23 protein-coding genes are annotated in these 24,444 nt (G+C 64.0%); 14 read left to right on the top strand and 9 right to left on the bottom strand.

Translation table 11 applies throughout. The features are described from left to right. Nucleotides 1–213: 213 nt before the first annotated feature. Nucleotides 214–639 (bottom strand): MarR family winged helix-turn-helix transcriptional regulator, encoded by a 426-nt coding sequence (locus FXB38_RS16770; RefSeq protein WP_148751963.1) that lies wholly within the window; start codon nt 637–639, stop codon nt 214–216. Nucleotides 640–827: 188 nt separating this feature from the next. On the opposite strand from FXB38_RS16770, the gene FXB38_RS16765 reads away from it, so the two are divergent. The 7 genes from FXB38_RS16765 to FXB38_RS16735 all read left to right on the top strand — a co-directional run bounded on the left by FXB38_RS16765 (nt 828) and on the right by FXB38_RS16735 (nt 8,326). Next, the gene (locus FXB38_RS16765; protein ID WP_246229934.1) at nt 828–2,012 is read left to right on the top strand and encodes a substrate-binding domain-containing protein; all 1,185 of its coding nucleotides are present in this window, start codon (nt 828–830) and stop codon (nt 2,010–2,012) included. A 167-nt stretch (nt 2,013–2,179) separates the two neighbouring features. After that, nucleotides 2,180–3,694, top strand: a complete 1,515-nt coding sequence (locus tag FXB38_RS16760) for an amidase (RefSeq protein WP_148751961.1) — start codon at nt 2,180–2,182, stop codon at nt 3,692–3,694. Between the two features lie 36 nt (nt 3,695–3,730). Then, the gene (locus tag FXB38_RS16755; RefSeq protein ID WP_148751960.1) at nt 3,731–4,588 is read left to right on the top strand and encodes a branched-chain amino acid ABC transporter permease; all 858 of its coding nucleotides are present in this window, start codon (nt 3,731–3,733) and stop codon (nt 4,586–4,588) included. Nucleotides 4,589–4,592: 4 nt separating this feature from the next. Beyond that, nucleotides 4,593–5,807, top strand: a complete 1,215-nt coding sequence (locus FXB38_RS16750) for a substrate-binding protein (RefSeq protein WP_148751959.1) — start codon at nt 4,593–4,595, stop codon at nt 5,805–5,807. 6 nt (nt 5,808–5,813) lie between these two features. Further along, the gene (locus FXB38_RS16745) at nt 5,814–6,917 is read left to right on the top strand and encodes a branched-chain amino acid ABC transporter permease (protein WP_148751958.1); all 1,104 of its coding nucleotides are present in this window, start codon (nt 5,814–5,816) and stop codon (nt 6,915–6,917) included. Next, nucleotides 6,904–7,638, top strand: coding sequence for an ABC transporter ATP-binding protein (locus FXB38_RS16740; protein ID WP_148751957.1), 735 nt, complete (start codon nt 6,904–6,906; stop codon nt 7,636–7,638). The genes FXB38_RS16745 and FXB38_RS16740 overlap by 14 nt, the downstream gene beginning before the upstream one ends. Further along, nucleotides 7,631–8,326, top strand: coding sequence for a branched-chain amino acid ABC transporter ATP-binding protein (locus FXB38_RS16735; protein ID WP_148751956.1), 696 nt, complete (start codon nt 7,631–7,633; stop codon nt 8,324–8,326). The genes FXB38_RS16740 and FXB38_RS16735 overlap by 8 nt, the downstream gene beginning before the upstream one ends. Before the next feature lie 13 nt (nt 8,327–8,339). Here FXB38_RS16735 and FXB38_RS16730 read toward each other — a convergent pair whose 3' ends face one another. From FXB38_RS16730 to FXB38_RS16715, 4 genes are all read right to left on the bottom strand, one after another. Next, entirely contained in the window at nt 8,340–9,830 is a 1,491-nt protein-coding gene (locus FXB38_RS16730) for a L,D-transpeptidase family protein (protein ID WP_430640175.1), read from the bottom strand. A gap of 388 nt (nt 9,831–10,218) precedes the next feature. Beyond that, nucleotides 10,219–11,181 (bottom strand): acetyl-CoA carboxylase carboxyltransferase subunit alpha, encoded by a 963-nt coding sequence (locus FXB38_RS16725; RefSeq protein WP_148751954.1) that lies wholly within the window; start codon nt 11,179–11,181, stop codon nt 10,219–10,221. Between the two features lie 314 nt (nt 11,182–11,495). Continuing rightward, the gene (gene xerD, locus FXB38_RS16720) at nt 11,496–12,491 is read right to left on the bottom strand and encodes a site-specific tyrosine recombinase XerD (RefSeq protein ID WP_148751953.1); all 996 of its coding nucleotides are present in this window, start codon (nt 12,489–12,491) and stop codon (nt 11,496–11,498) included. Nucleotides 12,492–12,508: 17 nt separating this feature from the next. Next, nucleotides 12,509–12,655 (bottom strand): hypothetical protein, encoded by a 147-nt coding sequence (locus tag FXB38_RS16715; protein ID WP_008144572.1) that lies wholly within the window; start codon nt 12,653–12,655, stop codon nt 12,509–12,511. A 170-nt stretch (nt 12,656–12,825) separates the two neighbouring features. Between FXB38_RS16715 and FXB38_RS16710 the strand changes: the two genes are divergently transcribed. The 3 genes from FXB38_RS16710 to FXB38_RS16700 are packed head-to-tail and all read left to right on the top strand — an operon-like array spanning nt 12,826 to nt 15,941. Next, entirely contained in the window at nt 12,826–13,449 is a 624-nt protein-coding gene (locus tag FXB38_RS16710; protein WP_148751952.1) for a shikimate kinase, read from the top strand. Further along, nucleotides 13,446–14,615 (top strand): 3-dehydroquinate synthase, encoded by a 1,170-nt coding sequence (gene aroB / locus FXB38_RS16705; RefSeq protein WP_148751951.1) that lies wholly within the window; start codon nt 13,446–13,448, stop codon nt 14,613–14,615. The genes FXB38_RS16710 and aroB overlap by 4 nt, the downstream gene beginning before the upstream one ends. Before the next feature lie 21 nt (nt 14,616–14,636). Further along, on the top strand, nt 14,637–15,941 hold the full coding sequence (locus FXB38_RS16700) for an HlyC/CorC family transporter (protein WP_148751950.1): 1,305 nt from the start codon (nt 14,637–14,639) through the stop codon (nt 15,939–15,941). A gap of 119 nt (nt 15,942–16,060) precedes the next feature. On the opposite strand, the gene FXB38_RS16695 is transcribed toward FXB38_RS16700, so the two are convergent. After that, nucleotides 16,061–16,336 (bottom strand): BolA family protein, encoded by a 276-nt coding sequence (locus FXB38_RS16695; RefSeq protein WP_148751949.1) that lies wholly within the window; start codon nt 16,334–16,336, stop codon nt 16,061–16,063. Nucleotides 16,337–16,524: 188 nt separating this feature from the next. Here FXB38_RS16695 and FXB38_RS16690 point away from each other — a divergent pair, with 188 nt between their 5' ends. Next, nucleotides 16,525–17,163, top strand: coding sequence for a J domain-containing protein (locus FXB38_RS16690; protein WP_148751948.1), 639 nt, complete (start codon nt 16,525–16,527; stop codon nt 17,161–17,163). Here the strand turns inward: FXB38_RS16690 and FXB38_RS16685 are convergent. Both FXB38_RS16685 and FXB38_RS16680 read right to left on the bottom strand, forming a co-directional pair. Further along, a complete protein-coding gene (locus tag FXB38_RS16685) occupies nt 17,160–18,203 on the bottom strand; it encodes an HWE histidine kinase domain-containing protein (RefSeq protein WP_148751947.1) in 1,044 nt (347 codons plus the stop codon). The two genes, FXB38_RS16690 and FXB38_RS16685, sit on opposite strands and share 4 nt — an antisense overlap. A 157-nt stretch (nt 18,204–18,360) precedes the next feature. Further along, the gene (locus tag FXB38_RS16680) at nt 18,361–19,464 is read right to left on the bottom strand and encodes a citrate synthase/methylcitrate synthase (protein WP_148751946.1); all 1,104 of its coding nucleotides are present in this window, start codon (nt 19,462–19,464) and stop codon (nt 18,361–18,363) included. 80 nt (nt 19,465–19,544) lie between these two features. On the opposite strand from FXB38_RS16680, the gene FXB38_RS16675 reads away from it, so the two are divergent. The 3 genes from FXB38_RS16675 to atzF all read left to right on the top strand — a co-directional run bounded on the left by FXB38_RS16675 (nt 19,545) and on the right by atzF (nt 23,720). Beyond that, nucleotides 19,545–20,771 carry a citrate synthase family protein gene (locus FXB38_RS16675; protein WP_148751945.1) on the top strand — a complete coding sequence of 409 codons (1,227 nt, stop codon included), beginning with the start codon at nt 19,545–19,547 and terminating at the stop codon, nt 20,769–20,771. 82 nt (nt 20,772–20,853) lie between these two features. Then, nucleotides 20,854–22,248, top strand: a complete 1,395-nt coding sequence (locus FXB38_RS16670; RefSeq protein ID WP_148751944.1) for a cytochrome P450 — start codon at nt 20,854–20,856, stop codon at nt 22,246–22,248. An 89-nt stretch (nt 22,249–22,337) separates the two neighbouring features. Then, nucleotides 22,338–23,720, top strand: a complete 1,383-nt coding sequence (gene atzF / locus FXB38_RS16665) for an allophanate hydrolase (RefSeq protein ID WP_148751943.1) — start codon at nt 22,338–22,340, stop codon at nt 23,718–23,720. Here atzF and FXB38_RS16660 read toward each other — a convergent pair. After that, nucleotides 23,717–24,442 (bottom strand): Crp/Fnr family transcriptional regulator, encoded by a 726-nt coding sequence (locus tag FXB38_RS16660; protein ID WP_148751942.1) that lies wholly within the window; start codon nt 24,440–24,442, stop codon nt 23,717–23,719. The genes atzF and FXB38_RS16660 overlap by 4 nt on opposite strands. Between the last annotated feature and the right edge of the window lie 2 nt (nt 24,443–24,444).

Raw genomic sequence — 24,444 nt, 5'->3', positions numbered from 1 at the left:
CTTCCACTACAAGTACAAGCACTGCCACGGGCGGTACGCGTAAGCGGTTTAGCTCTCTGGATGCCCCGCGAAGGCGGGGCATCCAGTACGCAGCGGCCTCTCGGCTCAATCACGACCCTCTCGGAATACTGGATCGCCCGATTAAATCGGGCGATGACAGGTGTGCGTGTGGCGCGCAATTCTCGTAGCGGCGAGAAAGCGTAAAGCCGCCCCTCAATTCGAGCTATCGATCAAGCTCTCCAGCAGCCGCTTGAGCTCGCTGGTCGGCTTGTCGCCGTAGCTCTCCAGGATGTGCTCCTCCTGGTCGACCGCGAGCGAGTTGAGCTTCTTGCACAGCACCTTGCCGCGGTCGGAGATGAACATCAAAACCTTGCGGCGGTCGTTCGGGTCCTGCACGCGGTAGACCAGCGTGTCGGAGACCATGCGGTCGATCATCTTGGTCAGCGTCGGATGGTTGAGCAGCACAGCGTCCGCAAGCTCGCCCATCGAATGGCCGTCGCCATCCGACAGCACTTTCAGGATGCGCCATTGCTCGACGGGAACCCCCTCCTTGCTCAACCGCAGTTCGAGCTGCCGGTTGATCTCCCGGTTTGCTTGCGCGAGCAGGTAAGCGAGGTGTTCGGTGATTGGAGCGTTCATTTTTGCCACGGCTAAGACTTCGTCTTGACCCAAATGAGTGAATGTCTTGCAATCAATGCTGCTTCTATATGCACTTCAATTCTTGAATATTCAATATTTTCAAAATAGGATGATTGCACAACAAAAGGGCGGGTGCCGCGGCCGCCTGCTCAATGTGCTTTCAGGTCTGGTACCAGACAGGAGTTGGCGTGCGCGCGACGGTAAACTTCCCGGCACACGGCGGTCCGGCGTTGCCGCCGTCCTTGCTGTTCAGGAATCTGTCGTCATCGGCGGCTGATGGTGCGTTGTCGCCCAACGATCATGCCTTTCTTCGGCGTCGCGGTACGAACAAGCTGCGCGTCGGCTGCTTCATCTGCTGCACCGGCTCGCCCGGCATCTGGGGGCCATGCGCCACCAACACCGCGCAGCTCGCGGTCGCCGAGATCAACAAGCGTGGCGGCATTTTGGGGCGCGAGATCGAGCTGTCGATTTATGATGCCGGCGGTCCGCTCGACAGTGTCCTGAACCGCGCCGAGCAGGCGGTCGTCGACGACGAGATCGATCTCGTCGTCGGCATGCACACCAGCGCGGTTCGTGTCGCGCTCCGCAAGATCACCACGGCAAACCGGATCCCCTACATCTACACGCCCGTCTATGAAGGCGGCGAACTGACGCCAGGCGTCATGGCGATCGGCGAAACGCCGCGCTGGCAGAGCCGTCCTGCGATCCACTGGCTGGCCGACGTCAAGAACGCGGCGCGCTGGTACCTGATCGGCAGCGATTATGTCTGGCCATGGCAATCGCATCGCGCGGTGAAGCGTTACATCAAGGAAACCGGCGGATGCGTCGTCGGCGAGGAGTTCGTTCCTCTCGGCGAGGACAACCACGAGCCGCATCTGGAGCGGATCCGCGCCGCAAGACCGGACGTCGTCCTGATCTCGCTGATCGGCACCGACAGCATCACCTTCAATCGCGCCTTCGGCGAGTGCGGTCTCGCCGCGACGACGTTGCGGCTGGCCGGCGCGATGGACGAGACGGTGCTACTCGGCATCGGCGCAGACAACAGCGAGAACATGTTCTGTGCCTCCGGCTATTTTCCCGGTGTCGGGTCGCGCGCCAATGACGATTTTCAAAGCCGTTATCGCCAGATGTTCGGACCGAACGCCGCGCCGATCGGCTCGCTCGGCCAGTCCAGCTACGAGGGCCTGCGTTTCCTTGAAGCCGTCGCGAACAAGGCCGGTTCGTTGGCGATGGGGCCGATGCTCGCGGCGGGGCGCAACATCGATTACGGCGGCGCGCGCGGCCCGGTGGTCGTTCGCAACGGTCACGCCCGGATGCAGATGTATCTCGCCGAGGCCGATGGCCTCGACTTCAAGCTGATCAAGCCGGTCTGACGCCACGCGTAGCAATCAGCGCACGATCCGCTCCAAAATAATACTTGAAAAGGAAAATATTTCCGTCTCTAGTATCAACGCGATGCCGATTGGCCCGCGCCGTGCAGGCCCGAGCCCAGCGGCTGTCCGTTCAAAGCCAGGGATCAAGAAGCCTCAAGGAGCGCGCCGTGACAGTTGTCCTTCCCACGCCAGCCCAACTCCGCAGCGTCGCCGAGCAGTGCGGTCTCGCACTGACCGATGCCGACGTGACATCGTTCCGCGGCCTGATGCAGGGCTCGATCGATGCCTACAACCTCGTCGGCGCGATGCCGGACGAGGTGCCGGAGGTGAAATATCCGCGGACGCCGGGCTACCGGCCGTCGGCGGAAGAAAATCCGCGCAATGCCTGGTATCGCAAGTCGACCGTTAAAGGCGCCGCCAGCGGCAAGCTCAAGGGCAAGACCGTCGCGCTGAAAGACAACATCATGCTGGCCGGCGTGCCCATGATGAACGGCTCAACGACGCTGGAAGGCTATATCCCCGATTTCGACGCCACCGTCGTCACGCGCATTCTGGATGCCGGCGGGGAAATCCTCGGCAAGACCCACTGTGAATCCTTTTGCATGTCCGGCGGCAGTCACACCAACGCGGTCGGCGCGGTGCATAATCCCTACAAGATGGGCTATTCGGCCGGGGGCTCGTCCTCGGGCAGCGGCGTTGTCGTTGCCTTGGGCGAAGCCGACATGGCGATGGGCGGCGACCAGGGCGGCTCGATCCGCATGCCGTCCTCGTTTTGCGGCACCTACGGCATGAAGCCGACCTGGGGCCTCGTGCCCTACACCGGCATCATGCCGATCGAGATTTTCGTCGACCACACCGGTCCGATGACGGCGACCGTCGCCGACAACGCGCTGCTGCTCGAAGTGCTCGCTGGCGATGACGGCTACGATCCCCGCATCAAGGCGCCGAAGGTGGAGGAATACACCAAGGCGCTCGGCCAGGGCGTCAAGGGAATGAAGATCGGCATCTTGAAGGAAGGCTTCGAGCAGGCGACTGCCGAGGCCGCCGTCAATGAAAGCGTGCGCGAGGCCGCAAAGCGTTTCAAGGATCTCGGCGCCACTGTCGAGACCGTCTCTATCCCGATGCATCTCGCCGGTCCCGCGATCTGGACACCGATCGGTACCGAGGGCATGACCCAGACCATGATGTATGGCGACGGCTACGGCTTGAGCCGGTCCGATCTCTATTCGACTTCGCTGATGGACTTCCACCGCGGCTGGCGCCGGCAGGCGGACTCGTTGTCCGAGACGACAAAGCTGTTTCTGTTGCTGGGCACCTACATCAACAACACCTTTGGACCACGCTACTACGGCAAGGCGCTCAACATTTCCCGCCGCCTGACTGCGGCCTACGACAAGGCGTTCGGCGAATACGACCTTTTGCTGCTGCCGACGACACCAATGAAGGCGACCAAGCTGCCGGAACCGACGGCCAGCCGCGAGGACTACGTCGCCCGTGCCCTGGAGATGATCTCAAATACCGCGCCGTTCGACATTACCCATCATCCCGCGATGTCGCTGCCCTGCGGCATGGTCGACGGGCTGCCCGTCGGCCTGATGCTGGTCGGCCGCATGTTCGAGGAATCCACCATCTACCGCGCCGCGCACGCCTTCGAGCAGATCGGCGACTGGAAGAAGATGTGAGCGAGGAATTAGTGCAGACGAACGGAACAGCATCGCATGGCTAACGCGTTCGTCGCGGCTTTCGAGATCCTGAGCTTCGGCGCGATCATCGTCCTGATCGTGCTGGGGCTCGGGATCATCGCCAGCATGATGGGCATCTTCAACTTTGCGCAGGGCGAGTTCGTCCTGCTCGGGGCCTACATCACCTATCTCGCCTACGCCAAGGGCCTGCCGATCTGGACCGGCATGGTTGCAGCGCCTTTCCTGGTCGGTGCGCTCGGCTTCGTGCTGGAGGCGCTGATCATCCGCCGCTTCTACGCCGCGCCGATCGTGGCGATGCTCGGCACTTACGCGCTCGGCCTCATCATCCGCGAATCCGTGCGCGGCCTGATCGGCGGCTTCTATCTCACCGTGCCCGAACCGATCGGCGGCTCGATCGACATCGGCACCATGCATATCTCGGCCTGGCGCTTCACCATCATCGTCATCACGCTGCTGGTGATGGTCGGCTGCTATCTCCTGCTGTCGCGCACGAGCTTTGGTCTGCGCATGCGCGCCACGCTGGAGAACCCGTCGCTGGCGCGCGCATCCGGCATTTCGACGCCTCTGATGTATGGCGCCACCTTTGCTTTCGGCTCCGCACTGGCCGGCCTTGCCGGCGCGCTGATCGTGCCGGTGTTCAGCCTCTATGCCGATCTCGGCATCCGCTTCCTGATTCAGGGCTTTGTCGCCGTCATGGTCGGCGGCGTCGGCTCCTTCATCGGCCCTGTCGCCGGCGCCGGCGTGATCGGCACGCTCAGTGCCGCGCTGCCCTGGGTGATGGCGCCCGTGGTCGCCGATGTCCTCGTTTTCGTTCTCGCCATTGCCTTCATCAAATTCCGGCCGCAGGGCCTCATCGCTGGAAAAGGGGTTTAGTCACATGTTCGATCGTCAGCTCTCGCGCCGCCGCTTCCTCTCCAATTTTGCTTTTGCCTCCGGCGCGGTCGCAACCGGGGTGGGAAGCTGGGTGATTCCGGCGCCGTGGGCCAACGCGGCCGAAGCGCCGATCAAGGTCGGCATCGCAACCGATCTCACCGGTCCGATTGCGTACGCCGGCACGGCGGACGCCAACGTCGCCAAGATGCTGGTCAAGCAGATGAACGATGCCGGCGGCCTGCTCGGCCGACCGCTCGAGCTCTATATCGAGGACACCGCGTCGAATGAATCGGTCGCTGTCGGCAACGTGCGCAAGCTGATCCAGCGCGACAAGGTCGACATGGTGCTCGGCGGCATCACCTCGTCGATGCGCAACGCGATCAAGGATCCGATCGTGGCGCGCGGCAAGACGCTCTACATCTATCCGCAGCTCTACGAGGGCAAGGAGTGCACGCCCTATCTGTTCTGCACCGGGCCGACCCCGGCGCAGCAGTGCGACGAATTCATCCCCTGGCTGATCAAGAACGGCGGCAAGAAGTTCGCGCTGCCCAGCGCCAATTATGTGTGGCCGCACACGCTCAACGTCTATGCCCGCAAGGTGATCGAAGCCAATGGCGGCGAGGTCGTGTTCGAGGAATATTACCCGCTCGACCAGGTCGACTTCTCCGCGACCGTCAACCGCATCATCTCCAACAAGGTCGACGTCGTCTTCAACACCGTCATTCCGCCGGGCGTCGGCCCGTTCTTCAAGCAGCTCTATGAAGCCGGCTTCCTCAAGAACGGCGGGCGCCTAGCCTGCGTCTACTATGACGAGAACACGCTGAACATCAATCAGGCCGCCGAGATCGAGGGACTCGCGAGCTGCCTCGACTATTTCAAGGTGCTGACCAAGGAGAACCCGTTCGACGCAAAAATCCAGGCGGCCTACGAGAAGGACTTTCCGGGCAACTTCCTGTTCGCCGCCGGAAGTGCCGCGACCGGCACCTATCGTGGTCTGAAGCTGTGGGAAGCTGCGGTGAAGGAAGCCGGCAAGGTCGACCGCGACTCGGTCGCCGCCGCGCTCGATCACGCCAAGATCGCGGAAGGGCCGGGCGGACCGGCCGAGATGGTGCCGGGCAAGCGCCACTGCAAGATGAAGATGTACACCGCGGTTGCCAAAGCCGGGAACTACGAGATCGTCGGACGCAGCGACGGTCTCGTCGACCCCAAGGAATGCTAAGGTCAAATGCCGAAGTCGATGGGCGCAGTGAAACAGGCGATCCCCGCCGAGATTGGCGGGGAGACGGACGCGGCAATGGCTGAACGCGAAACGGCGGCACAAGCCGCCGCGGAACGAAAGATCCTGCCATTCGTAGAGGGCGTGGCGCTCGTCGCCGCGCTCGTCGCGCCATTTGTGCTGCAGGACTACCTCACGGTGTTTGCAACGCGCGTGATCATCCTGGCGCTGTTCGCGCTGTCGTTCGACCTGGTCTGGGGCTATGCCGGCATCATGAGCTTTGGCCAGGCCCTGTTTTTCGGCTCGGCCGGCTATGGTGTCGCGCTGCTCGCGCGCGATCTGGATATCACCAACATCTTCCTGGTGCTGCCTGCGGGCACGCTGATCGGCCTCACCTTCGCGTTGCTGCTCGGCGGCTTCCTGCTGCTGGGCCGGCACCCCTCCAGCGTGATCTTCGTGTCGCTCGGCACCCTGACCGGCTCCTACGCTGCCGATCGCCTTGCACGCGGCTGGTATTATCTCGGCGGCCAGAACGGCATTCCTTCGATTGCGCCGATGACGCTCGGCGGTTACGAATTCTCGGAAGGACCGGCGTTCTATTATCTCGTCCTCGGCATCCTCATTGTCGTCTACCTGCTCTGCCGCTTCCTGATGCGCTCGCAGTTCGGTCTCGCGCTTGCGGGCCTGCGCGAGAACGAGCAGCGCATCGCCTTCTTCGGCTACAAGGTGCAGCATCTGAAAGCGATCATCTTTGCGATCGGCGGCGCCATCGCGGGGCTCGCCGGGAGCCTTTATGCTTTCCACGAAGGTTTTGTCTGGCCCAACATGGTCGGCGTCGTGGTCTCGACGCAGGTGGTGCTCTACGTGCTGTTCGGCGGCTCGGGCACGCTGATCGGTGCTGTCATCGGCGCGGTCATCGTCGAGGGCGTCAGCTTCTGGCTGTCGGACAATTATCGCGACATCTGGCCGATCATTCTGGGACTGTTGCTGCTGCTCGTGATCCTGTTCCGGCCGCTCGGCCTGATCAGTTTTGTCCTCGGGGAGCGCGAGCGGGTCGGCAGCTTCGGTGCCAAGCCCAAGGAGACTAAGGAGAAGCGCAATGCCGCTTCTTGAAGCCGCGGGCATCTCAAAGATATTCGGCAAGCTCACCGCGCTCGACGGCGCAGCACTGACCGTCGGCGAGAACGAGTTTCACGGCCTGATCGGCCCGAACGGCTCCGGCAAGAGCACGCTGATGAAGTGCATCGCCGGCGCCGAGGTGCCGACACAAGGCAAGGTGAGCTTCGTCAACACCGACATCACCGCGTTCACGCCGACCGAGCGGGCGCGGGCCGGCATGAGCCTGAAATTCCAGATCACGAGCGTGCTGCCGTCGCTGACGCTCTACGACAACATCCTTCTCGCGCTGCAGGCGCAGTCCTCGCTGCTTGACCTCGTGTTCTCGCGCACCAGGAATGCGCTGCATGATCAGGTCATGACCATGCTGACGCAGTTCCGTCTCGCCGACCGTGCCTTCGATGCGGCGGCCGCGCTGTCGCACGGCCAGCAGCAATGGCTGGAGATCGCGATGGCGCTCGCCGGCAAACCCAAACTCCTTTTGCTGGACGAGCCGACCGGCGGCATGAGCCTGGAGGAGCGTCGCGTCACCGGCGAATTGCTGCAGCCGATCAAGCAGCATTGCTCGCTCGTCATCGTCGAGCACGACCTCGATTTCATCCGTGACATCTGCGATCGCCTCACCGTGCTCGACCAGGGCAAGGTGCTGGCATCGGGCACCGTGTCCGAGATCCAGGCCAACAAATCCGTTCAGGAGATTTATCTGCGCCGTGCCTGAATTTTTGGACATCAAGCATCTCGACGCCGGCTATGGCCGCAGCCAGGTCCTGTTCGACGTCAATCTCGGCATTCCCTGGCGCGGCGGCGTCGCGGTGCTCGGGCGCAATGGCGCGGGCAAGACCACGCTGATGAAGACCATCGTCGGCGAATTGCCGGCGTGGAAGGGCGAGGTCGGCTTCGATGGCCGCGACATCAGCCGCCGCCGGCCAGAGGAGCGCGTCCGCGCCGGCATCGGCTACGTGCCGCAGGAGCATTCGGTGTTCGCGCGCCTCTCTGTGCGCGACAATCTCGCCGTCGGCTCGCTCCTCAACAAGGATGCCACCGCGGTCGACCGCGTGCTGGCCATCTTCCCGAAACTCGGCCAGCGTCTCGACCAGCCCGCCGGCACGCTCTCCGGCGGCGAGCGCAAGATGCTCGCGATCGGCCGCGCCATGCTGGGCGATCCAAAATTGCTGCTGCTGGATGAGCCGACCGAAGGCGTCTGGATCGGCGTGATCGAGGAGATCACCGAGCGCCTGATCGAGCTTGCGAAAGAGATCGCCGTCATCATCGTCGAGCAGCACCTCGACCTCGCGCTGCGCGTCGCCGACTACGCCTACGTGCTCGACCGCGGAAGAGTCGCGCTGCAAGGCGCGGCCGGCGAGGTGAGGGGCAATCCGGAGTTGCTGCGGTATCTGGCGCCGTAAGCGAAAATCCCGCTTACTTCACCGCGCCAAACCGGCTGTCAAACGAGTTCGACGACACCACCGGCGCCGCGCCGGCCATCTGCGCACCATCACTTGCGCCATCGTTCACGGAAGGCTTCAGCGCGGGCCGCGTTGCTGCGATCTTGGTCTCGGCGGGCTTTGCGGCAACCGCCGGAGCGTCCTTGGACTTGTCGTGGCCGGGCACGAACCGCGTCACTGCGGCTTTCAGCCTGGAGGCCGTGCTCGGCGCTGCGGGTGTGGGGGCCACCGACGCGGTCGCTTGCGGCGCTGAGGCGGTCGCCGTCGTGTCGGCAGTGCCGAGGCCCATCTTGCGGCCGAGATTGGAGAAGAAGCCGCCGGATTTCTCGGCCGAGGCGACGCGGGTGTTGGTCGCGGGTGCGACCGCAACGACAGGTTCTTGCTGCGGAGCTGCCGCGGCGGGCTCGAGGTTCGGCTTCGGTGGGTTGACGGTGCCTGGGATCGTGCCCGGCGCCTTCGACATCGCCAGCATCTGCAGCGTATTGCCTTCGGCGCCTTCCGACAGGCCGGTCGAGCCTTCCGGAATCTTCGCGGCAAAGATCTTGTTCATGCCGCCGTCGATACCGGTGTTCATGCGCGCCACCGGCGTACCCTTGGAGACGAGCTTGTTGTATTCGGCCTCGTCGCGCTGCTCTTTCTCGCGCACGGCGCTGGCGATGTCCTCGGGGATCACATAGGCCGGGCACTTCGCCGAGGCATCGAACACGGGATCGCGCTTGGCGTCGGGTGCCTTCGCGGCATCGAACACGTACTTCTTCTCGCAGAAGTCGACCTTCGGCTCCTGCCGCGTCACCTCGAAATGATCATAGCCTTCCTTGATCATCTTCCAGAAGGCCATGTTCGGATTGTTGCGGTGCTTGGCCATGTTCACCGGCGTCATCTTGAACGGATACGCCTGGAACTGGAACGCCTTCTGGCCGCCGAAGAAGGACTCGCGCCCGAGCGAATAGATCTCCGCGATCTGCTCGTCCGTCATCGCGTAGCAGCCGCGCGACGAGCAATCGCCATGCACCATCAGCTGCGAGCCGGTACGGCCGAGCGCCTTGTCGAACGCGTTCGGGAAGCCGGTGTTGAACGAGAGGTAATAGGCCGACTGCGGATTCATCTGGCTCGGATTAATCGAGTAGAATCCTTCCGGCGCCTGGCGATCGCCTTCGCGCACCTTCGGACCGAGGTCGCCCGACCAGCGGCAGATCGGATAGGTCTTGAGCAGTGCGAACTGGCCGGAGCGGGTCTGCTTCCAGATCTCGAGCTCGGCCTCCGACTTGAATAGGCGGATCAGGATCGGCGATTGCAGATCCATGTCCTTCTCGCCCATCGCGGCGACGAGCTTTGGCGAGATCGGCTGGTTGGCCTTGGCGTTGGTCGCGAGCGAGACCTGGTCGGTGTCGCAGCCGGCCAGCACAATGCTGGCGGCAAGCGCGACCGAAGCCAAAAGCGCACGAGCAAGCGAGCTAGCAGTCAAGACGAACCCCACAACGTTCCGGGCAAGGAGCGCGAACCCCGATCTTTGAAGCATGGCCTGACCGGATGTCCGGACTTGATTCAGACCAAGCCCCAGCGCTGATGCCCTGAAGCCATTGATTAAAATTCTAACCTCCGCGCCTGGGGGTCGCAACCCGACCGGGGATCACGAGCCCGTTGGCCGACAGGCGTGGTCAACAGAGACTTAAACTGGGCCGGAACTGGGACTGAATTGGGCTTTGCAGCCAAACCGCTACTGAGATCGCCGATTTGGGCAAAAAAAGGGTTAATGCGGGGTTACAGGGGCGGTCCGGGCGAAGTCCAGTAGGGTGGGCAAAGCCGGAAGCGTGCCCACCATTCCCTGCCGTCCGACCGGCTGGTGGGCCGAATCAACCCAGTTTCCGACCGATATCGAGGAATTTCTGCCGGCGCTGCTTGCGGATCGCGTCGCCGTCCAGGCCTCGCAGGTCGTCGAACGCCTTGGCGATGGCATCGCCCGTGGTGGCGATCATGGTGGCGGGGTCGCGGTGGGCGCCGCCGACCGGCTCCTTCAGAATACTGTCGATCACCCCGAAGCGCAGCATGTCCTGGGCGGTGATCTTCATGTTGTTGGCGGCTTCCTGCGCCTTGCTGCCGTCGCGCCAGAGGATGGAGGAGGCGGCTTCCGGCGAGATCACGCTGTAGATCGCGTGCTCCAGCATCAGCACCTTGTTGGCGGTGGTGATCGCAATCGCGCCGCCCGACATGCCCTCGCCGGTGATGATGGCGACATTCGGCACGGTCAGCGCCATGCAGGCATCGGTCGAGCGCGCGATCGCCTCGGCCTGGCCACGCTCTTCGGCGCCGATGCCGGGATAGGCGCCGGCGGAATCGGCGAGCGACAGCACCGGCAGGCCGAACCGCTCTGCCATCTCCATCAGCCGCACGCATTTGCGGTAGCCTTCCGGCCGCGCCATGCCAAAGTTGTGCTTGATGCGGCTCTCGGTGGAATCGCCCTTTTCCTGGCCCATCACGCAGATCGCTTCGCCGCGGAAGCGGCCGAAGCCCGCGACCAGCGCCTCGTCCTCGCCGAACTTGCGATCGCCGGCGAGCGGGGTGAATTCGGTGATCAGGCCCTTGATGAAGTCGTTGAAATGCGGCCGCTGCGGATGCCGCGCGACCAGCGTCTTCTGCCACGGCGTCAGGTTCTGATAGAGGTCGGCCAGCGCCTGCGCCGCCTTGTCCTCGATCCGTCCGATCTCCTCGGCGATGTCAGTGCCGGAGGCAGCTAACGTCCTGAGCTCGTCGACCTTGGAGTCGAGCTCGGCGACGGGCTTTTCGAAGTCGAGATAGCTGCGCATCTGGTCTGGCATCAACTCAATATAGAGGGACGGGGCGGAGAGGCGAAGCGAGGTTGGCTCCTCATAAAGAAGTGTAGCTTCTTCAAGCACTTGACTTGTGCGCTCCCGGGGGCGCGCCAAATCGCGAATGAGGCCACGGCTCTTTCTGCGGAGATGTGGCCGAAGTCAAGGCGGTTTCGCGGCTGTCGTCCCGACCGGATCTCGTGTCCCGGACGCGCTGCAGCGCTTCTATAGCGCTGCCGCGCAGAGCCGGGACCCAGCGAGCATGGCCCCGGCTCTGCGTCGCATCGTTTCACGCTGCGCCGCGTCCGGGGCACGAGACCTCCTTACTTCTCCGCCAGCGGATGCAGATCGCGCACCAGGCTCTTCAGCCGCTCCTCGACCACGTGGGTATAGATCTGGGTCGTCGAGATGTCGGTATGGCCGAGCAGGGTCTGCACGATGCGCAGATCCGCGCCGTTGTGCAGCAGGTGGCTGGCAAAGGCGTGGCGCAGCACGTGCGGGGAGACTAGCCGCGCCTGAAGCCCCGAAGCCACCGCGAGCTCCTTGAGGTCGCGGGCAAAATGCTGCCGCGTCAGATGCCCGCTCTCGCCGAACGAGGGGAACAGCCATTTCGTGGTCGCGACACTGCCCTTCGTCTCGCCCTTTTTGTTTTCCTTGGCCGCCTCCGTCGCGCTGAGATAATCCGCCATCGCCTGCCGCGAGGCCTCGTTGAGCGGCACCAGCCGTTCCTTGTCGCCTTTGCCGCGTACCACGATCATGCGGGCGTCGCGCTTGGCCGCCGTGCGCGGCAGCGACACCAGCTCGGAGACGCGCAGGCCCGTCGCATAGAGCACCTCGAGCAGGCAGTAGAGCCGCAAAGCGCGCAATCGCTGTGACGGCGAGGCGTCCGCCGCCTCGCTCATCTCCTTGGCGCGGCGGAGCATGCGGTCGACATCGGCGATCGACAGCACCTTTGGCAGGCCGCGGCCGCGCTTGGGCCCGGACAGGATCGCCGCGGGATCCTCAGTTCTGATGCGTTCATTGAGGAGAAAGCGGAACAGGTGCCGCATCGCCGACAGCCGCCGTGCGACGCTGGAGGATTTGAAGCCGCGCGCATCGAGGTCGCCAAGATAGTCGCGGAGTGTTTGCGTCTCGGCGTCCACAAAGCTGTGGCCGGCGCGGCCGAGAAACTCGGAGAAATCGGCGAGGTCGCGGCGATAGGCGTCGAGCGTGTTGGGGCCGGCGCCCTGTTCCGCCGCGAGCATGTCGAGGAACAGGCCGGTGAGCTTGGCGTCGGAGGGCTTGGCGCCGGAGGGCTTGCTGGCGGAGGATTTGCGCATGCCCCGGAGGCTAGCTCCTATTTCTTGAGAAATTTATCCGGCGGGATCGTCACCGTCATTTCTCGCGGCTTCGGATTGACGAAGTTGGCCAGCGCGAACACCACGCCATAGACGATGCCGGCGAGCACGGCGACGACCGTCAGGAAGCGGAACAGGCTGGGCATCGGGCAAGGTCTCGGAAGAGGTCTCGAACAGGCAAATTAACCAATGAAATCATCCAACATGTTCGCCGTTTCGTGGCAAGAGTCCTCTGGCGAGGGCCCCGGGGTGGTCGTATACGTGGCCGGGATGCCGCCTTTGGCGGCAGATTGAGCGAGATCCAGAGCAAGATCGAATGTCCGACGCCGCGTTGCCAGCACAAGCGAGCCCTGAGGCCGACATCCTGTCGGCGCTGGGCGCGCGTTCGATCGTGCTGGTCGGCATGATGGGCGTCGGCAAATCGACCATCGGCCGGCGATTGGCGGCGCGGCTCAAGCTGCCCTTCGTCGATGCCGACACCGAGATTGAGGCGGCGGCCGGCATGACCATACCGGAGATTTTCGAGCGCCATGGCGAGCCGCATTTCCGCGACGGCGAGGCGCGGGTGATCGCGCGCCTGCTCGAGAGCGGGCCGATCGTGCTGGCGACCGGCGGCGGCGCCTTCATGCGCGAGGAGACGCGCAGCCGCATCGCGGCGAAGGCGATCTCGATCTGGCTGAGGGCCGATCACGACGTCATCATGCGCCGCGTGCGCCGTCGCGCCGACCGGCCTCTGCTTCAGACCCCCGACCCCGAGGGAACCGTGACGCGCTTGCTCACCGAGCGCGAGCCGGTCTATGGCAAGGCCGACCTCACCATCGCCTCGCGCGATGTGCCGCACGACCGAATCGTCGACGAGACCATCGAGGCGCTGCGCGCCCATCTTTGCGGCGAGAGCGCGTCCCATCCCCCAGCCGACGTCGCGAGTGCCGTTCGATGACCGCGCCCCCAAAGCATTCCGACCCTGTCAATGTCGATGTCGCGCTGGAGAATCGCGCCTACGACATCGTCATCGGCCGCGGCGTGCTGTCCTCGCTCGGCGAGCGGGTCGCGGCTTTGCGCCCCGGCGTGCGCACGGCTGTTGTCACCGATCGCACCGTTGCAAAATACTGGCTCGAGCCGACCGAGGCCTCGCTCGCCGCTGCCGGCATTCCGACCTCGCGCGTCGTGGTCGAGGAAGGTGAGATCTCCAAGACCTATGCGGGTCTGCAAAAGGTCAGCGAAGCCCTGATCGCCGCAAAAATCGAGCGCAACGATCTCGTCATCGCGCTCGGCGGCGGCGTCGTCGGCGATCTCGCCGGCTTTGCGGCGGCGATCCTGCGCCGTGGCGTCGATTTCGTGCAGGTGCCGACCTCGCTGCTGGCGCAGGTCGATTCCTCGGTCGGCGGCAAGACCGGCATCAACTCGCCGCAGGGCAAGAACCTGCTCGGCGCCTTCCACCAGCCGGTGCTGGTCATCGCCGACACCGCCGTGCTCGACACGCTGTCGCCGCGGCAGTTCCGCGCCGGCTATGCCGAGGTCGCCAAATACGGCGTGCTCGGCGACGAGGCCTTCTTCACCTGGCTGGAGAAGAACCACGCGGACATCGTCAAGGGCGGCTCGGCCCGCGAGCACGCCATCGCCACCTCCTGCCGCGCCAAGGCGGCTGTCGTCTCGCGCGACGAGCGTGAGACTGGCGAGCGCGCGCTGCTCAATCTTGGACACACCTTCGGCCATGCGTTGGAAGCCGCAACCGGTTTCTCTGATCGCCTGTTTCACGGCGAGGGCGTTTCGATCGGCATGACCCTAGCGGCGCAATTTTCCGCAAGTCTCGGCATGATCGCCGAGGCCGACGCGGCCCGCGTCGAGCGGCATCTCATCGAGGCCGGCCTGCCGACCCGCCTGCAGGACATCGCCGGCTTCGCGCAGGAAGGCCTCGCGGATGCTGACGCGCTGATGGCGCTGATGGCACAGGACAAGAAGGTCAAGCGCGGCAAGCTCACCTTCATCCTGCTGGAGGCCGTCGGGCGTGCCGTCATCGCCAAGGATGTCGAGCCGGCGCCGGTGCGCGACTTCCTGCATAACAAGCTCGCCCTCAAGGCGCGAGGCGCTGCTGAACGGCGCTAAAACAAGGAACCAGAGTGGTTCATGGACTGGCTCGGCTTCACCATCGTCATTATCTGCCTGCTCGTCTCGGGCTTCTTCGCCGCGAGCGAGACCGCGCTGACCGGCGCCTCGCGCGCCAGCATGCTGCGGCTCTCCAGGCAGGGTAATCGCGACGCCGACGTGGTCTCGCAACTGCTCGACATGCGCGAGCGCCTGATCGGCGCGCTGCTGCTCGGCAACAACATCGCCAATATCAGCGCTTCGGCACTGGCGACCTCCATCTTCACGGCCTGGTTCGGCGATGTCGGTGTGCTCTATGCCACCGGCGTGATGACCGCGCTGGTCGTGATCTTCGCGGAAGTTCTGCCCAAGACCATCGCCATCAACGCGCCGGACCGGATGGCGCTCGCGGTCGCGCGCCCGATGCGGTTGACGATGTACGTGCTGGGGCCGCTGCTGCGGGTCGTGGAAGTCATCGTGCGCCTGCTGATGCGCCTGTTCGGCCTTGCCGGCGAGCATCAGGCGATCCTGTCGCCGACCGAGCGCCTGCGTGGCGCGGTCGACCTCTTGCACCACGAGGGCAAGGTCGAAAAGCACGACCGCGACATGCTCGGCGGCCTGCTTGATTTGCGCGAGCTCCAGGTCTCCGATGTCATGATCCATCGCACCGAGATGATGATGATCAACGCCGATTTGCCGGCTGAGGAGTTGGTGAGTGAGGTGCTGGCGACCGAATACACCCGTATCCCGCTCTGGCGCGAGAAGCCCGAAAACATCATCGGCGTGCTCCACGCCAAGGATCTCTTGCGCGCGATCCGCGCTGCCGACGGCGACACCTCACGCATCGATGTCTCCACCATCGCGCTGCCGCCCTGGTTCGTGCCCGAGATGCGCACCGTCTCCGAGCAGCTCAAGGCATTCCGCCGGCGAAAAACCCATTTCGCGCTCGTCGTCGACGAGTACGGCGAAGTTGAAGGTCTTGTGACGCTGGAAGACATTCTGGAAGAGATCGTCGGCGACATCTCCGACGAGCACGACGTCGTGGTCGCCGGCGTGCGGGCCCAGCCGGACGGCTCCGTGGTGGTCGACGGCTCGGTGCCGATCCGCGACCTCAACCGCGCCATGGACTGGCGGCTGCCCGATCAAGAGGCGACGACGGTCGCGGGCCTCGTCATCCACGAGGCGCAATCGATCCCCGACCGTGGCCAGAGTTTCACCTTCCACGGCTTCCGCTTCCGCGTCCTCCGCCGCGAACGCAACCGTATCACCGCACTCCGTATTTCACCGGTCCCGCGCGACGCGGAGGTGGAGGAAGCCAAGCCGCGACGGGCAGGGAAGTCGTTTTGACGCCTGGTGTCATCGCCCGCGAAAGCGGGCGATCCAGTACTCCGCGGCCGCGATTATGTGAACGAACTGCCGCCGCGGAGTACTGGATGCCCCGCCTGCGCGGGGCATGACGGTGGAGATTACGTTCCGCCTTCCCCCGGGGCCTGCGCTTGGATCGCCAGCGCATGCACGCCGCCGGAAAGTTCCGCGGTCAGCGTCGCATTTATCATACGGTGCCGGTCGACCCGGCTCTTCCCTTTGAAGGCCTGAGATACGATATAAACCCGAAAGTGCGTCTCGCCGCTCGGCCGATGGCCGGAATGGCCCTCATGCAAATGTGACTCATCGACGACCTGCAGGCTTTCCGGCGTGAAAGCTTCCTGCAACTTGTTGCTGATAATGTCTTTGGTAGCCATGTTTGCCATTAAGGTACGCGATCGCACTCCGTCAATGCCGATAGGCCGCCTTGGCGGCCGTTCTTGAGCGATAGGCCGCCTGGGGCGGCCGTTCTTAAGAACGCCGAAGCGAAGCTTCGGCTACGGGTTCCAAGCTAATTGCAATGTCAAGACTTGAAGGTTTTTGCATTGCGTAGTCAAAGTCTGCCATGCCGATCGATTCATCAAAGTTCTTCGACTCCATCCGCGTGAAGCCGCGGGGCAAGCAGCCCGAGGTGAAGCCGCGCGATACCGTGGTCGCCTGCGAATGGACCGGGTGTCAGAACAAGGGCGCGCACCGCGCGCCGAAGGGACGCGATAACCAGCGCGAGTACTGGCACTTCTGCTTGAACCACGTCCGCGAGTACAATCAGAACTACAACTTCTTCTCCGGCATGAATGCCGACGCGGTCGCACGCTACCAGAAGGACGCGCTGACCGGCCATCGCCCGACCTGGAAGATGGGCGCCAATGGTGGCGTCAAGAAGGGGGCGGAAGCCGAGATCGACGGCGCCTTCGATCCGTTCAGCATGTTCGCGGAGCTCAACGGCCGCACCGGCTGGCGGAAGGGCCCTGAGGCCGCCCAGCCCAAGGTCGAAACCCGCAAGGTGATGAACGCCGAGCGCAAGGCGCTCCAGGTCATGGGCCTCGGTCCAAGTGCGACGCTCGCCGACGTCAAATCCAAGTACAAGGCGCTGGTGAAGCAGCACCACCCCGATGCCAATGGCGGCGACCGCTCCACCGAAGATCGCCTGATCGAGATCATCAAGGCGTATAATTATCTGAAGACGGTGGTGCGGGAGGCCTAACCTACAAGCTCGGGGAAGGCGAATTCGCAGACCAATCCCTCCGGCTTCCACTGCCGGGTGATCCTGCCGCGCAAGGTCCGGATGATACCGTCGACGGCGCCAATTCCGAAGCCATGGCGCGTCGGCTCGTCGACCCACGGACCGCCGCTCTCGGACCAGCGTAGCACGAGAGGCTCTGCGTCGCTGCTTTCCCAGCGAACGTCCAGCCGACCCGCTGGCGTCGCCAGCGAGCCGTATTTGGCGGCGTTGGTGGCCAGCTCGTGCACGGCGACCGCAATCGATTGGGCGAGCGTCGCCGGCAGGCGGATGTCGTCTCCAGCGATGCTGACACGTTCGCCGTCCGGGCTTGCGTATGGCCGGAGTTCCTCTTCGACGATGGTCTTCAGACTGGCACCGGTCCAGCGCGACGCCGAGAACAGCCTCTGCACGTTGGCAAGTGCTCTAAGCCTGCCTTGAAACGCGGCTTGGAATTCTGCCGCGGTCTCGGCCTTGGTCAGCCGCAGCATCGCCTGGGTCACCGCGAGCAGATTATTCGAACGATGATCGACCTCGTAGGCGAGCAGCATCATGCGCTGCTCGGCCTGCTTACGGGCCGTGATGTCGACCAGCATGTTCACCGCGCCAACCAGTCGGCCGCGTTCGTCGCGCAGCGGGGTCGGATATGGCATGAAGCAGATCCGCGATCCGTCCGGCCGTTCGGCCACAGCCTCGACGTCGCGCACCGGCCGGTTCTGCTTGAGCGCGATAGCCATCGGGCATTCATCGTGGGGGAGCGGCGTGCCGTCCGGCAGATAAAGCTTCCACGTCACGCACCACATCTCGCCGATTTCTGGAGTGCGTCCGGCAAAATCGATGCAGGCTTGATTGAAGAAGGTGATGCGGCCCGTTGCGTCGGTGGTGTAGATCGCGGCGGGCAGCGCCTGAAGCAAGTCCCGGAACCGCCTCTCGGAATCCGCTCCCGCTTCGACCCGGCTCGCCGCATAACCGGCGGCGATCTGGCCAATCCTGGCCTCGTCCGCTTGTCCAAACAAGTCCAGCATTGCGTTCCTCACGGGGAGAGATCAGGCAATGCGCTGGACGCGCATATGTTCCAAGGCGCTCGTCAGGGACGTGCAGACCCACCTCAACCCAGCGAGCGATTAGAACCTCGTCGGCACGACGACGGAGCGGGGCTCCGCCGTCGCCTTGCCCTTGCCCCTAGTTGCCGGACGCCTCCGGCATCGCCCCCACATATGACGAGCTCGGCCGGATCAACCGTCCCGTCCGTTGCTGCTCGCGCGCATGTGCGGTCCAGCCGGCCGAACGTGCCACCGCGAAGATCGGCGTGAACGCCTGCCTTGGGATTGCCAGCGCATCGAGCAGGATCGCGGTGAAAAACTCGACATTGGTCTCGAGCGGCCGCTCCGGATTCTTCTTGCGTAGCGCTGCGCGGATATAGGCCTCGACCTCGCCGGCAAACGGCAGGTCGGTACCGTCAGAGGCGAGCGCCTCGACTGCAGTCTTGAGCACGTCGGCACGTGGGTCGCGCACGCGATAGACGCGGTGGCCAAAGCCCATCATCCGCTCGCCGCGCGCCAGCGCCGCATCCACCCAGGGCTGGATCCGCTCGCGCGAGCCGATCGCATCGAGCATTTCCAGCACCGGCTCCGGCGCCCCGCCATGCAGCGGACCGGTGAGCGCGCAATAGCCGGCGGTGACGGCAGCGAACAGATCGGCCTGCGTCGAGGCCACCACGCGCGCCGTGAAGGTCGAGGCGTTCATGCCGTGGTCGCTGGCGGCGACGAGATAGGCATCGAGCGCGGTGATCTCGCGTGCGGCAGGGCTGCGCCCATGCAGCATGCGCAGCGTATCGGCGGCGTGACTCACGTTCGGATCGGGTGTGACCGGGTCGAGCCCTTTTGCGCGCCGGACCAGTGCGCCCGCGATCACCGGAAACGCGCCGACGATCGTGGCCTCATGCTCCAGCCCGTGCTCGGCGCGCAGGCCCGCGACCGCGGCACGAAAGCCGTCGACGATGCCCATGCCTTGGGTCGCCGGCAAGAGCTCGGAGAGCCGCGCGAAGGCACGTTCGCGTGCCGCGCCCAGGCTTGCCCGGACATTGGCTTCGGTGAGGGTCGTCTTGCTGGCGCCGTTCCAGAGCCGGGCTGTGACGCCCTCAAAGCTCGATTTGGCGGCAAGGCGGCCGACATGCTCGCCGGCGATGATGAGCTCGCCGCGCTCGCCGTCGACATGGCTCAACGCGGTCTCGGCCGCGGGAACGCCGTCCAGCCCGATCTGGCTTTTGGTGAGGTGGATGTTCATGGCCCAAATCTCCTTTGCACTGCCCAAGGGGAAAATCGGACCTCTCGACAGATTGATCAATCTTGATTACATTAATCAATATGAAAAATTCGGACGGTCTCTATCTCTCTGCCCGGGAAGCTGCGGCCGAGCTCGCGATCTCGCCGGCTTCCCTCTACGCCTATGTCAGCCGTGGCCTGATCCGCTCCGAGCCGACGCCGGATTCGCGCAAGAATCGCTACCGCGCCGAGGACGTCCGCGCCCTGAAGGAGCGCCGGGTGCCGTCGCCGGAGCCGCGCGGCTTGCGCAGCTTCGATGCCGATCTGCCGGTGATGGACACGGAGATCTCGACCATCACCGAGGAGGGCGCGATCTACCGCGGCGTCAACTGCGTCGATCTCGCCGAGAACGACACGCTGGAGCACACCGCAACGCTGCTCTGGGACGTCTCCGACGTCGATCCCTTCGCGCCGGACAATCAGCCTGCGATGTCCGACGAGATGCGTGCGATTGCGGAAGCCGCGCGCCGCGCAGCTCCGATCGATCGCGCCATCGCGGTGCTCGCGCTCGCGAGCAGCGCCGATACCCGCGCGTTCACCCGCGCGCCCGATGGCCGCGCGATGGTCGGCGCGCGCATCGTCCGGCTGCTGGTCGCGACCATGCTCAATGCGGAGTCTTCACCCGAGCCGCTGCATCAGCAGATCGCGCGTGTCTGGGCAGGCGACAACAAGCACGCGTCCGATCTGATCCGCCGCGCGCTGGTGCTGCTGGCCGATCACGAGCTGAATGCCTCGACCTTCACCGCGCGCTGCGCTGCCTCGACCGGCCTCAATCTCTACGACTCCGTCATCGCGGGTCTCGCCGCGCTGAAAGGCCCAAAACATGGCGGCGCCGGCGTGCTAGCCTCGCAGCTCGTCAAGACGCTGGTCGACCGCGACGTCGAGCCGATGGTGCGCGAGCGCGTTGCGCTCGGTGAGCGTTTTCCGGGCTTCGGCCACGGCGTCTACAAGCGCGGCGATCCCCGCGCGAAGTCGCTGCTGAACGCCTTGGCCCGCGCCGGCGCGCCACGCAAATTCACCAAAGAGGTGCCCGAGCGGATCGCGGAAGCGACCGGAGAATTCGTCAATATCGATTATGTGCTCGCCGTGCTCGTGCACGCGCTGCGCCTGCCGGGAGGCAGCGAGCTCGCTTTGTTCGCCATGGCCCGCAGCGTCGGCTGGATCGCGCATGCGAGCGAGCAATTGCAGTTCGGCAAGCTGATCCGGCCGCGGGCACGGTATGTGGGGCCGGCGGCGGGACGGAGATCGGCGCCCGTGGAGAGGGCTTAGGGACAGCCAGTGGCTCTAGGAACCAATTGCCACTTATTCCCGTTCCGCTACAGTTCAGGCTTATTTTTCTTCTGATCGCGCCATGTTACATCGCCGCGAATTGGACTATTGCCCGCCTGCGCCGCGCCCTTCGCCAGCCCGGCCAGGATTTGTCGAGCTATTAATCAAACTGAGGCGAAACCCGCTTGAATGCTGGAGCGCGGATTTTTTTCAGGAGCCAATAGCCAAGCTTCGCCTGCCGTTCGCTGATGCTTTTCTGGTTCATGACCCCCAAGCCATCAAGCGCGTGCTGATGGATAATTCAAGAAACTATCAGAAAGATACGATCCAACGCCGCATTCTCTCGTCTGGACTGTCCGATGGCTTGTTGAGCGTCGAAGGAGAGCGTTGGGAGCTTCAACGACGAATACTCGCACCCGTGTTCGCTCGCAGAACCGTCAACTCTTTCACGAAGGCCATGTTGTCGGCCGCGAACGGACTGGCCGCAAGATGGACAAGCTTGGAGCCTGGCGCCACGGTCGACGTCGCTGCAGAGATGACTCTGGTCACTTTGAACGTGCTCGCAGTCACGATCTTTTCTGGCGGGATCGGCGGCGACTTCGATGAATTTCGAGTGGCGATGAATGCCTATTTCAGCGTGATCGGCCGCATAGGGATGCTGGATCTGTTCGGCGTGCCCAAATTCGTGCCACGTCCGGGTTATCGCCGCTTGCGTCACACGATGGCTTACTTCGAAGCGGTGATCGATACGATCATACACGCGAGGTACCAAAGGCTTGCGGCCCTTGCCACACACGACGGGCCAGATGATCTTTTGACGCTGCTGTTACGTTCGCTGGATCCGTCGACCGGACGGCAACTCAGCCCGACAGAGGTTCGCTCGAACATCCTCACTTTTCTTTCGGCGGGACATGAGACAACTGCCAATACACTCGCCTGGTCGATCTTTCTGCTTTCACAGGTACCGGAGTGGCGATCGCTCGTCGTGGAGGAAGCACAACGGGAATTGTCGAATCCGAGGGATGACCTGGCCGACCGGCTGATCGTGACTAAGGCAGTGATCGAGGAAACGCTTCGCCTCTACCCGCCGATCGCCGCACTCAGCCGGGCCGCGGTCGATGCCGATGTGTTGGGTGAAATCCCGGTCAAGCCGCGGTCTCTGATCGTGATAGCGCCCTATGTTCTCCATCGACATCGCGGGCTATGGAGCCGTCCGGATGCATTCGACCCTTCCCGGTTTCTACCGGAGGCCCGCGGCCGAATTCCACGTTTCGCCTATATGCCCTTCGGGGTTGGGCCTCGGACCTGTATCGGTTCGTCTTTTGCCCTGCAGGAGGCTGCAATCGTACTTGCTGTCTTGACCCGTCATTTCGAGATGCAGCTGCTGCCGCACTCCGAGGTCTGGCCCCTTCAGCGCATTACGCTACGTCCCGCAAAGGGGCTGCCGATGAGGTTAATTCAGAGGAGAGCGCTTTAGCGCGGCGACCGGAGAAGCGCTTAATTGCTTTCCGTATCGTCGGCCCCCGGGCACGCTTCCAGCATCTTCGATCTCCCCGGGAGCAATTCGTGTCGCAAGCCGCCCTGCCTAGCCGAAGCCGAGCCGTTCGCTCGCGCGCCGAACTCACGTCAGCCATTGCAACGGCATACGAGCGCATCGAAAGGGACCAACACCGCAACTGCTGGGTCTATGTGAGGCCGATGGCGGAGGCGCTGGCGGAGGCCGAAAATCTCGCGGGGCGCGGCGCGCAGGGCGAATTCCTACCGCTCCTCGGTGTGCCTTTCGGCGTGAAGGACAACATCGACGTGGCGGGCATGTCGACCACCGCGGCCTGCCCATCATTCGCTCATGTTGCCGAGCGGTCGGCTCGGTGCGTCGAGCGCCTTATCGCAGCGGGTGCCATCTGTCTCGGCAAGACAAACCTGGATCAGTTCGCCACCGGGCTCTCCGGCGCGAGGTCACCTCACGGCGCCTGTCCGAGCGCCGCCGACGATCGCTATGTCGCGGGTGGATCGAGCTCGGGCTCGGCCGTCGCCGTTGCCTCCGGCCATATTGCTTTTTCGCTCGGAACCGACACCGGCGGCTCCGGCCGGATACCGGCAGGTTTCAACGGCATCATCGGGGTCAAGCCGACGGTCGGCCTGGTTTCATCCCGTGGGCTGGTCCCGAACTGCCCGACGCTCGATTGTCCGTCGATCTTTTGCAATTCAGCCGCCGAGGGCAAACTGTTGCTGGGGCTCGTCGAGGGCTTCGACGACGAAGATCCATACAGCCGTCAAGCGCCCGGCCTGTCATCGGTCTTTCCCCGCGAATTCCACTTCGGACGTATTTCCGCTCGTCAGCTGAATTCATTCGGTATGCCCGAATGCGACGCGCTGTACGAACGGGCCTGCGAGAGGCTCGTGCGGTTGGGAGGCCAAGCCATCGAGATTGACTTCACGCCTTTCACTGAAGCCGGCGAAATGCTGTTTTCGGGGCCATGGATCGCCGAACGCTATGCGTCGATCAGCAGGCTCCTCGACATCGATCAAGGTGAGCTGCTGGAGGTTACGCGCAAGGTCCTGCACTCCGCGGCGCAGTTCACCGGGGCGGACGCATTCGCGGCGCAACACCGTCTCTTGAAGCTGCGGCGGCAGGTCCGGCTGTTCTTTGAAGAGATGGATGTGCTTGTGGTGCCCACCGCACCGCGTCCCTACACCATTGCGGATATGCTTCAGGACCCCATCAAGCTCAATAACAGCCTTGGTTACTACTCCTACTTCGCCAATCTTCTGGACCTCTGCGCGGTAGCGCTTCCCAATGCAGCGCTCCCCACCGGCATGCCCATGGGCGTCACCCTGCTGGCGCCCGCATGGCACGACCATGCCCTTCTGGATTTTGCATCGCGATGGCAGCCTGACGAAGGCGGAGCTCTGTTCGGTCTCAAGGTCTATTCGCCGGCCGCCGGCTAGACGAGTTCGAGATCGAGGGCGCGCAAATTCAGGATGACGATGAGGCACCTGTCGTAGCGGATGACGCCTCTCGCCTGCATGCGCGAGAGCTGCACCGTCACCCATTGTCGGGTCGCCCCGATCAGGTTGGCGAGATCGCTGTGGGTGAACGGAATGCCGATCACGATCTGGCGGCCCTGCTGCGATCCGTAGATCTTCGAGAGAAAGATCAGCAGGCGCTGCAACCGCTCGGTCACCGACCGCGTGCCGAGCATCTGCGCCATCGCCGAGTAGCACCTGGCCTTGAACGCCAGCGCATCCAGAAGAGCAACCGCGATGGTCGCCGATTGAAGTGCAAGTTCGCGCAGGATGGCGCCGGGCAGAAACAGGAGCCGGCTGCGCTCAACTGCAACCGAAGACCACATATGCGCGCCGGCTCCGAACAGGTCCGGCCCGCCGATGAAATTGCCGGCAAACCAGTAGGCGAGCGTCACCTCGCGCCCGGAAGGGGCTGCGTAATAGCTGCGGATCCGGCCGGACTCGATCAGATAGATGCCGTTCTGCGTGTCGCCTTGGCGCCAGATATGCTTGCCGGTTTCCAGCACCTCCTTGCGGCCGATGGCAAGGACGCGACGGCGGTCAGCCTCACCTAAGGGATCGAGGAAGCCTGGCAATGAGCTGACCAGAGTATCGGACTCCGCCAGCATGATCCCGGCCGTAGTCCTGAGAGTTGCCGCTGCCATCT

The organism is Bradyrhizobium cytisi, from assembly GCF_008123515.1.
In the GTDB taxonomy this organism is placed as follows: domain Bacteria; phylum Pseudomonadota; class Alphaproteobacteria; order Rhizobiales; family Xanthobacteraceae; genus Bradyrhizobium; species Bradyrhizobium cytisi.
This window is presented reverse-complemented; position numbering and strand designations above follow the sequence as displayed.

Bases quoted from the DNA above. Each gene is read 5' to 3' on its own strand.
- FXB38_RS16770 (WP_148751963.1), bottom strand. From the start codon at position 639: ATGAACGCTCCAATCACCGAACACCTCGCTTACCTGCTCGCGCAAGCA.
- FXB38_RS16755 (WP_148751960.1), top strand. From the start codon at position 3,731: ATGGCTAACGCGTTCGTCGCGGCTTTCGAGATCCTGAGCTTCGGCGCG.
- FXB38_RS16750 (WP_148751959.1), top strand. From the start codon at position 4,593: ATGTTCGATCGTCAGCTCTCGCGCCGCCGCTTCCTCTCCAATTTTGCT.
- FXB38_RS16745 (WP_148751958.1), top strand. From the start codon at position 5,814: ATGCCGAAGTCGATGGGCGCAGTGAAACAGGCGATCCCCGCCGAGATT.
- FXB38_RS16740 (WP_148751957.1), top strand. From the start codon at position 6,904: ATGCCGCTTCTTGAAGCCGCGGGCATCTCAAAGATATTCGGCAAGCTC.
- FXB38_RS16725 (WP_148751954.1), bottom strand. From the start codon at position 11,181: ATGCCAGACCAGATGCGCAGCTATCTCGACTTCGAAAAGCCCGTCGCC.
- xerD (WP_148751953.1), bottom strand. From the start codon at position 12,491: ATGCGCAAATCCTCCGCCAGCAAGCCCTCCGGCGCCAAGCCCTCCGAC.
- FXB38_RS16715 (WP_008144572.1), bottom strand. From the start codon at position 12,655: ATGCCCAGCCTGTTCCGCTTCCTGACGGTCGTCGCCGTGCTCGCCGGC.
- FXB38_RS16710 (WP_148751952.1), top strand. From the start codon at position 12,826: ATGTCCGACGCCGCGTTGCCAGCACAAGCGAGCCCTGAGGCCGACATC.
- aroB (WP_148751951.1), top strand. From the start codon at position 13,446: ATGACCGCGCCCCCAAAGCATTCCGACCCTGTCAATGTCGATGTCGCG.
- FXB38_RS16700 (WP_148751950.1), top strand. From the start codon at position 14,637: ATGGACTGGCTCGGCTTCACCATCGTCATTATCTGCCTGCTCGTCTCG.
- FXB38_RS16695 (WP_148751949.1), bottom strand. From the start codon at position 16,336: ATGGCTACCAAAGACATTATCAGCAACAAGTTGCAGGAAGCTTTCACG.
- FXB38_RS16690 (WP_148751948.1), top strand. From the start codon at position 16,525: ATGCCGATCGATTCATCAAAGTTCTTCGACTCCATCCGCGTGAAGCCG.
- FXB38_RS16685 (WP_148751947.1), bottom strand. From the start codon at position 18,203: ATGCTGGACTTGTTTGGACAAGCGGACGAGGCCAGGATTGGCCAGATC.
- FXB38_RS16680 (WP_148751946.1), bottom strand. From the start codon at position 19,464: ATGAACATCCACCTCACCAAAAGCCAGATCGGGCTGGACGGCGTTCCC.
- FXB38_RS16675 (WP_148751945.1), top strand. From the start codon at position 19,545: ATGAAAAATTCGGACGGTCTCTATCTCTCTGCCCGGGAAGCTGCGGCC.
- FXB38_RS16670 (WP_148751944.1), top strand. From the start codon at position 20,854: ATGTTACATCGCCGCGAATTGGACTATTGCCCGCCTGCGCCGCGCCCT.
- FXB38_RS16660 (WP_148751942.1), bottom strand. From the start codon at position 24,442: ATGGCAGCGGCAACTCTCAGGACTACGGCCGGGATCATGCTGGCGGAG.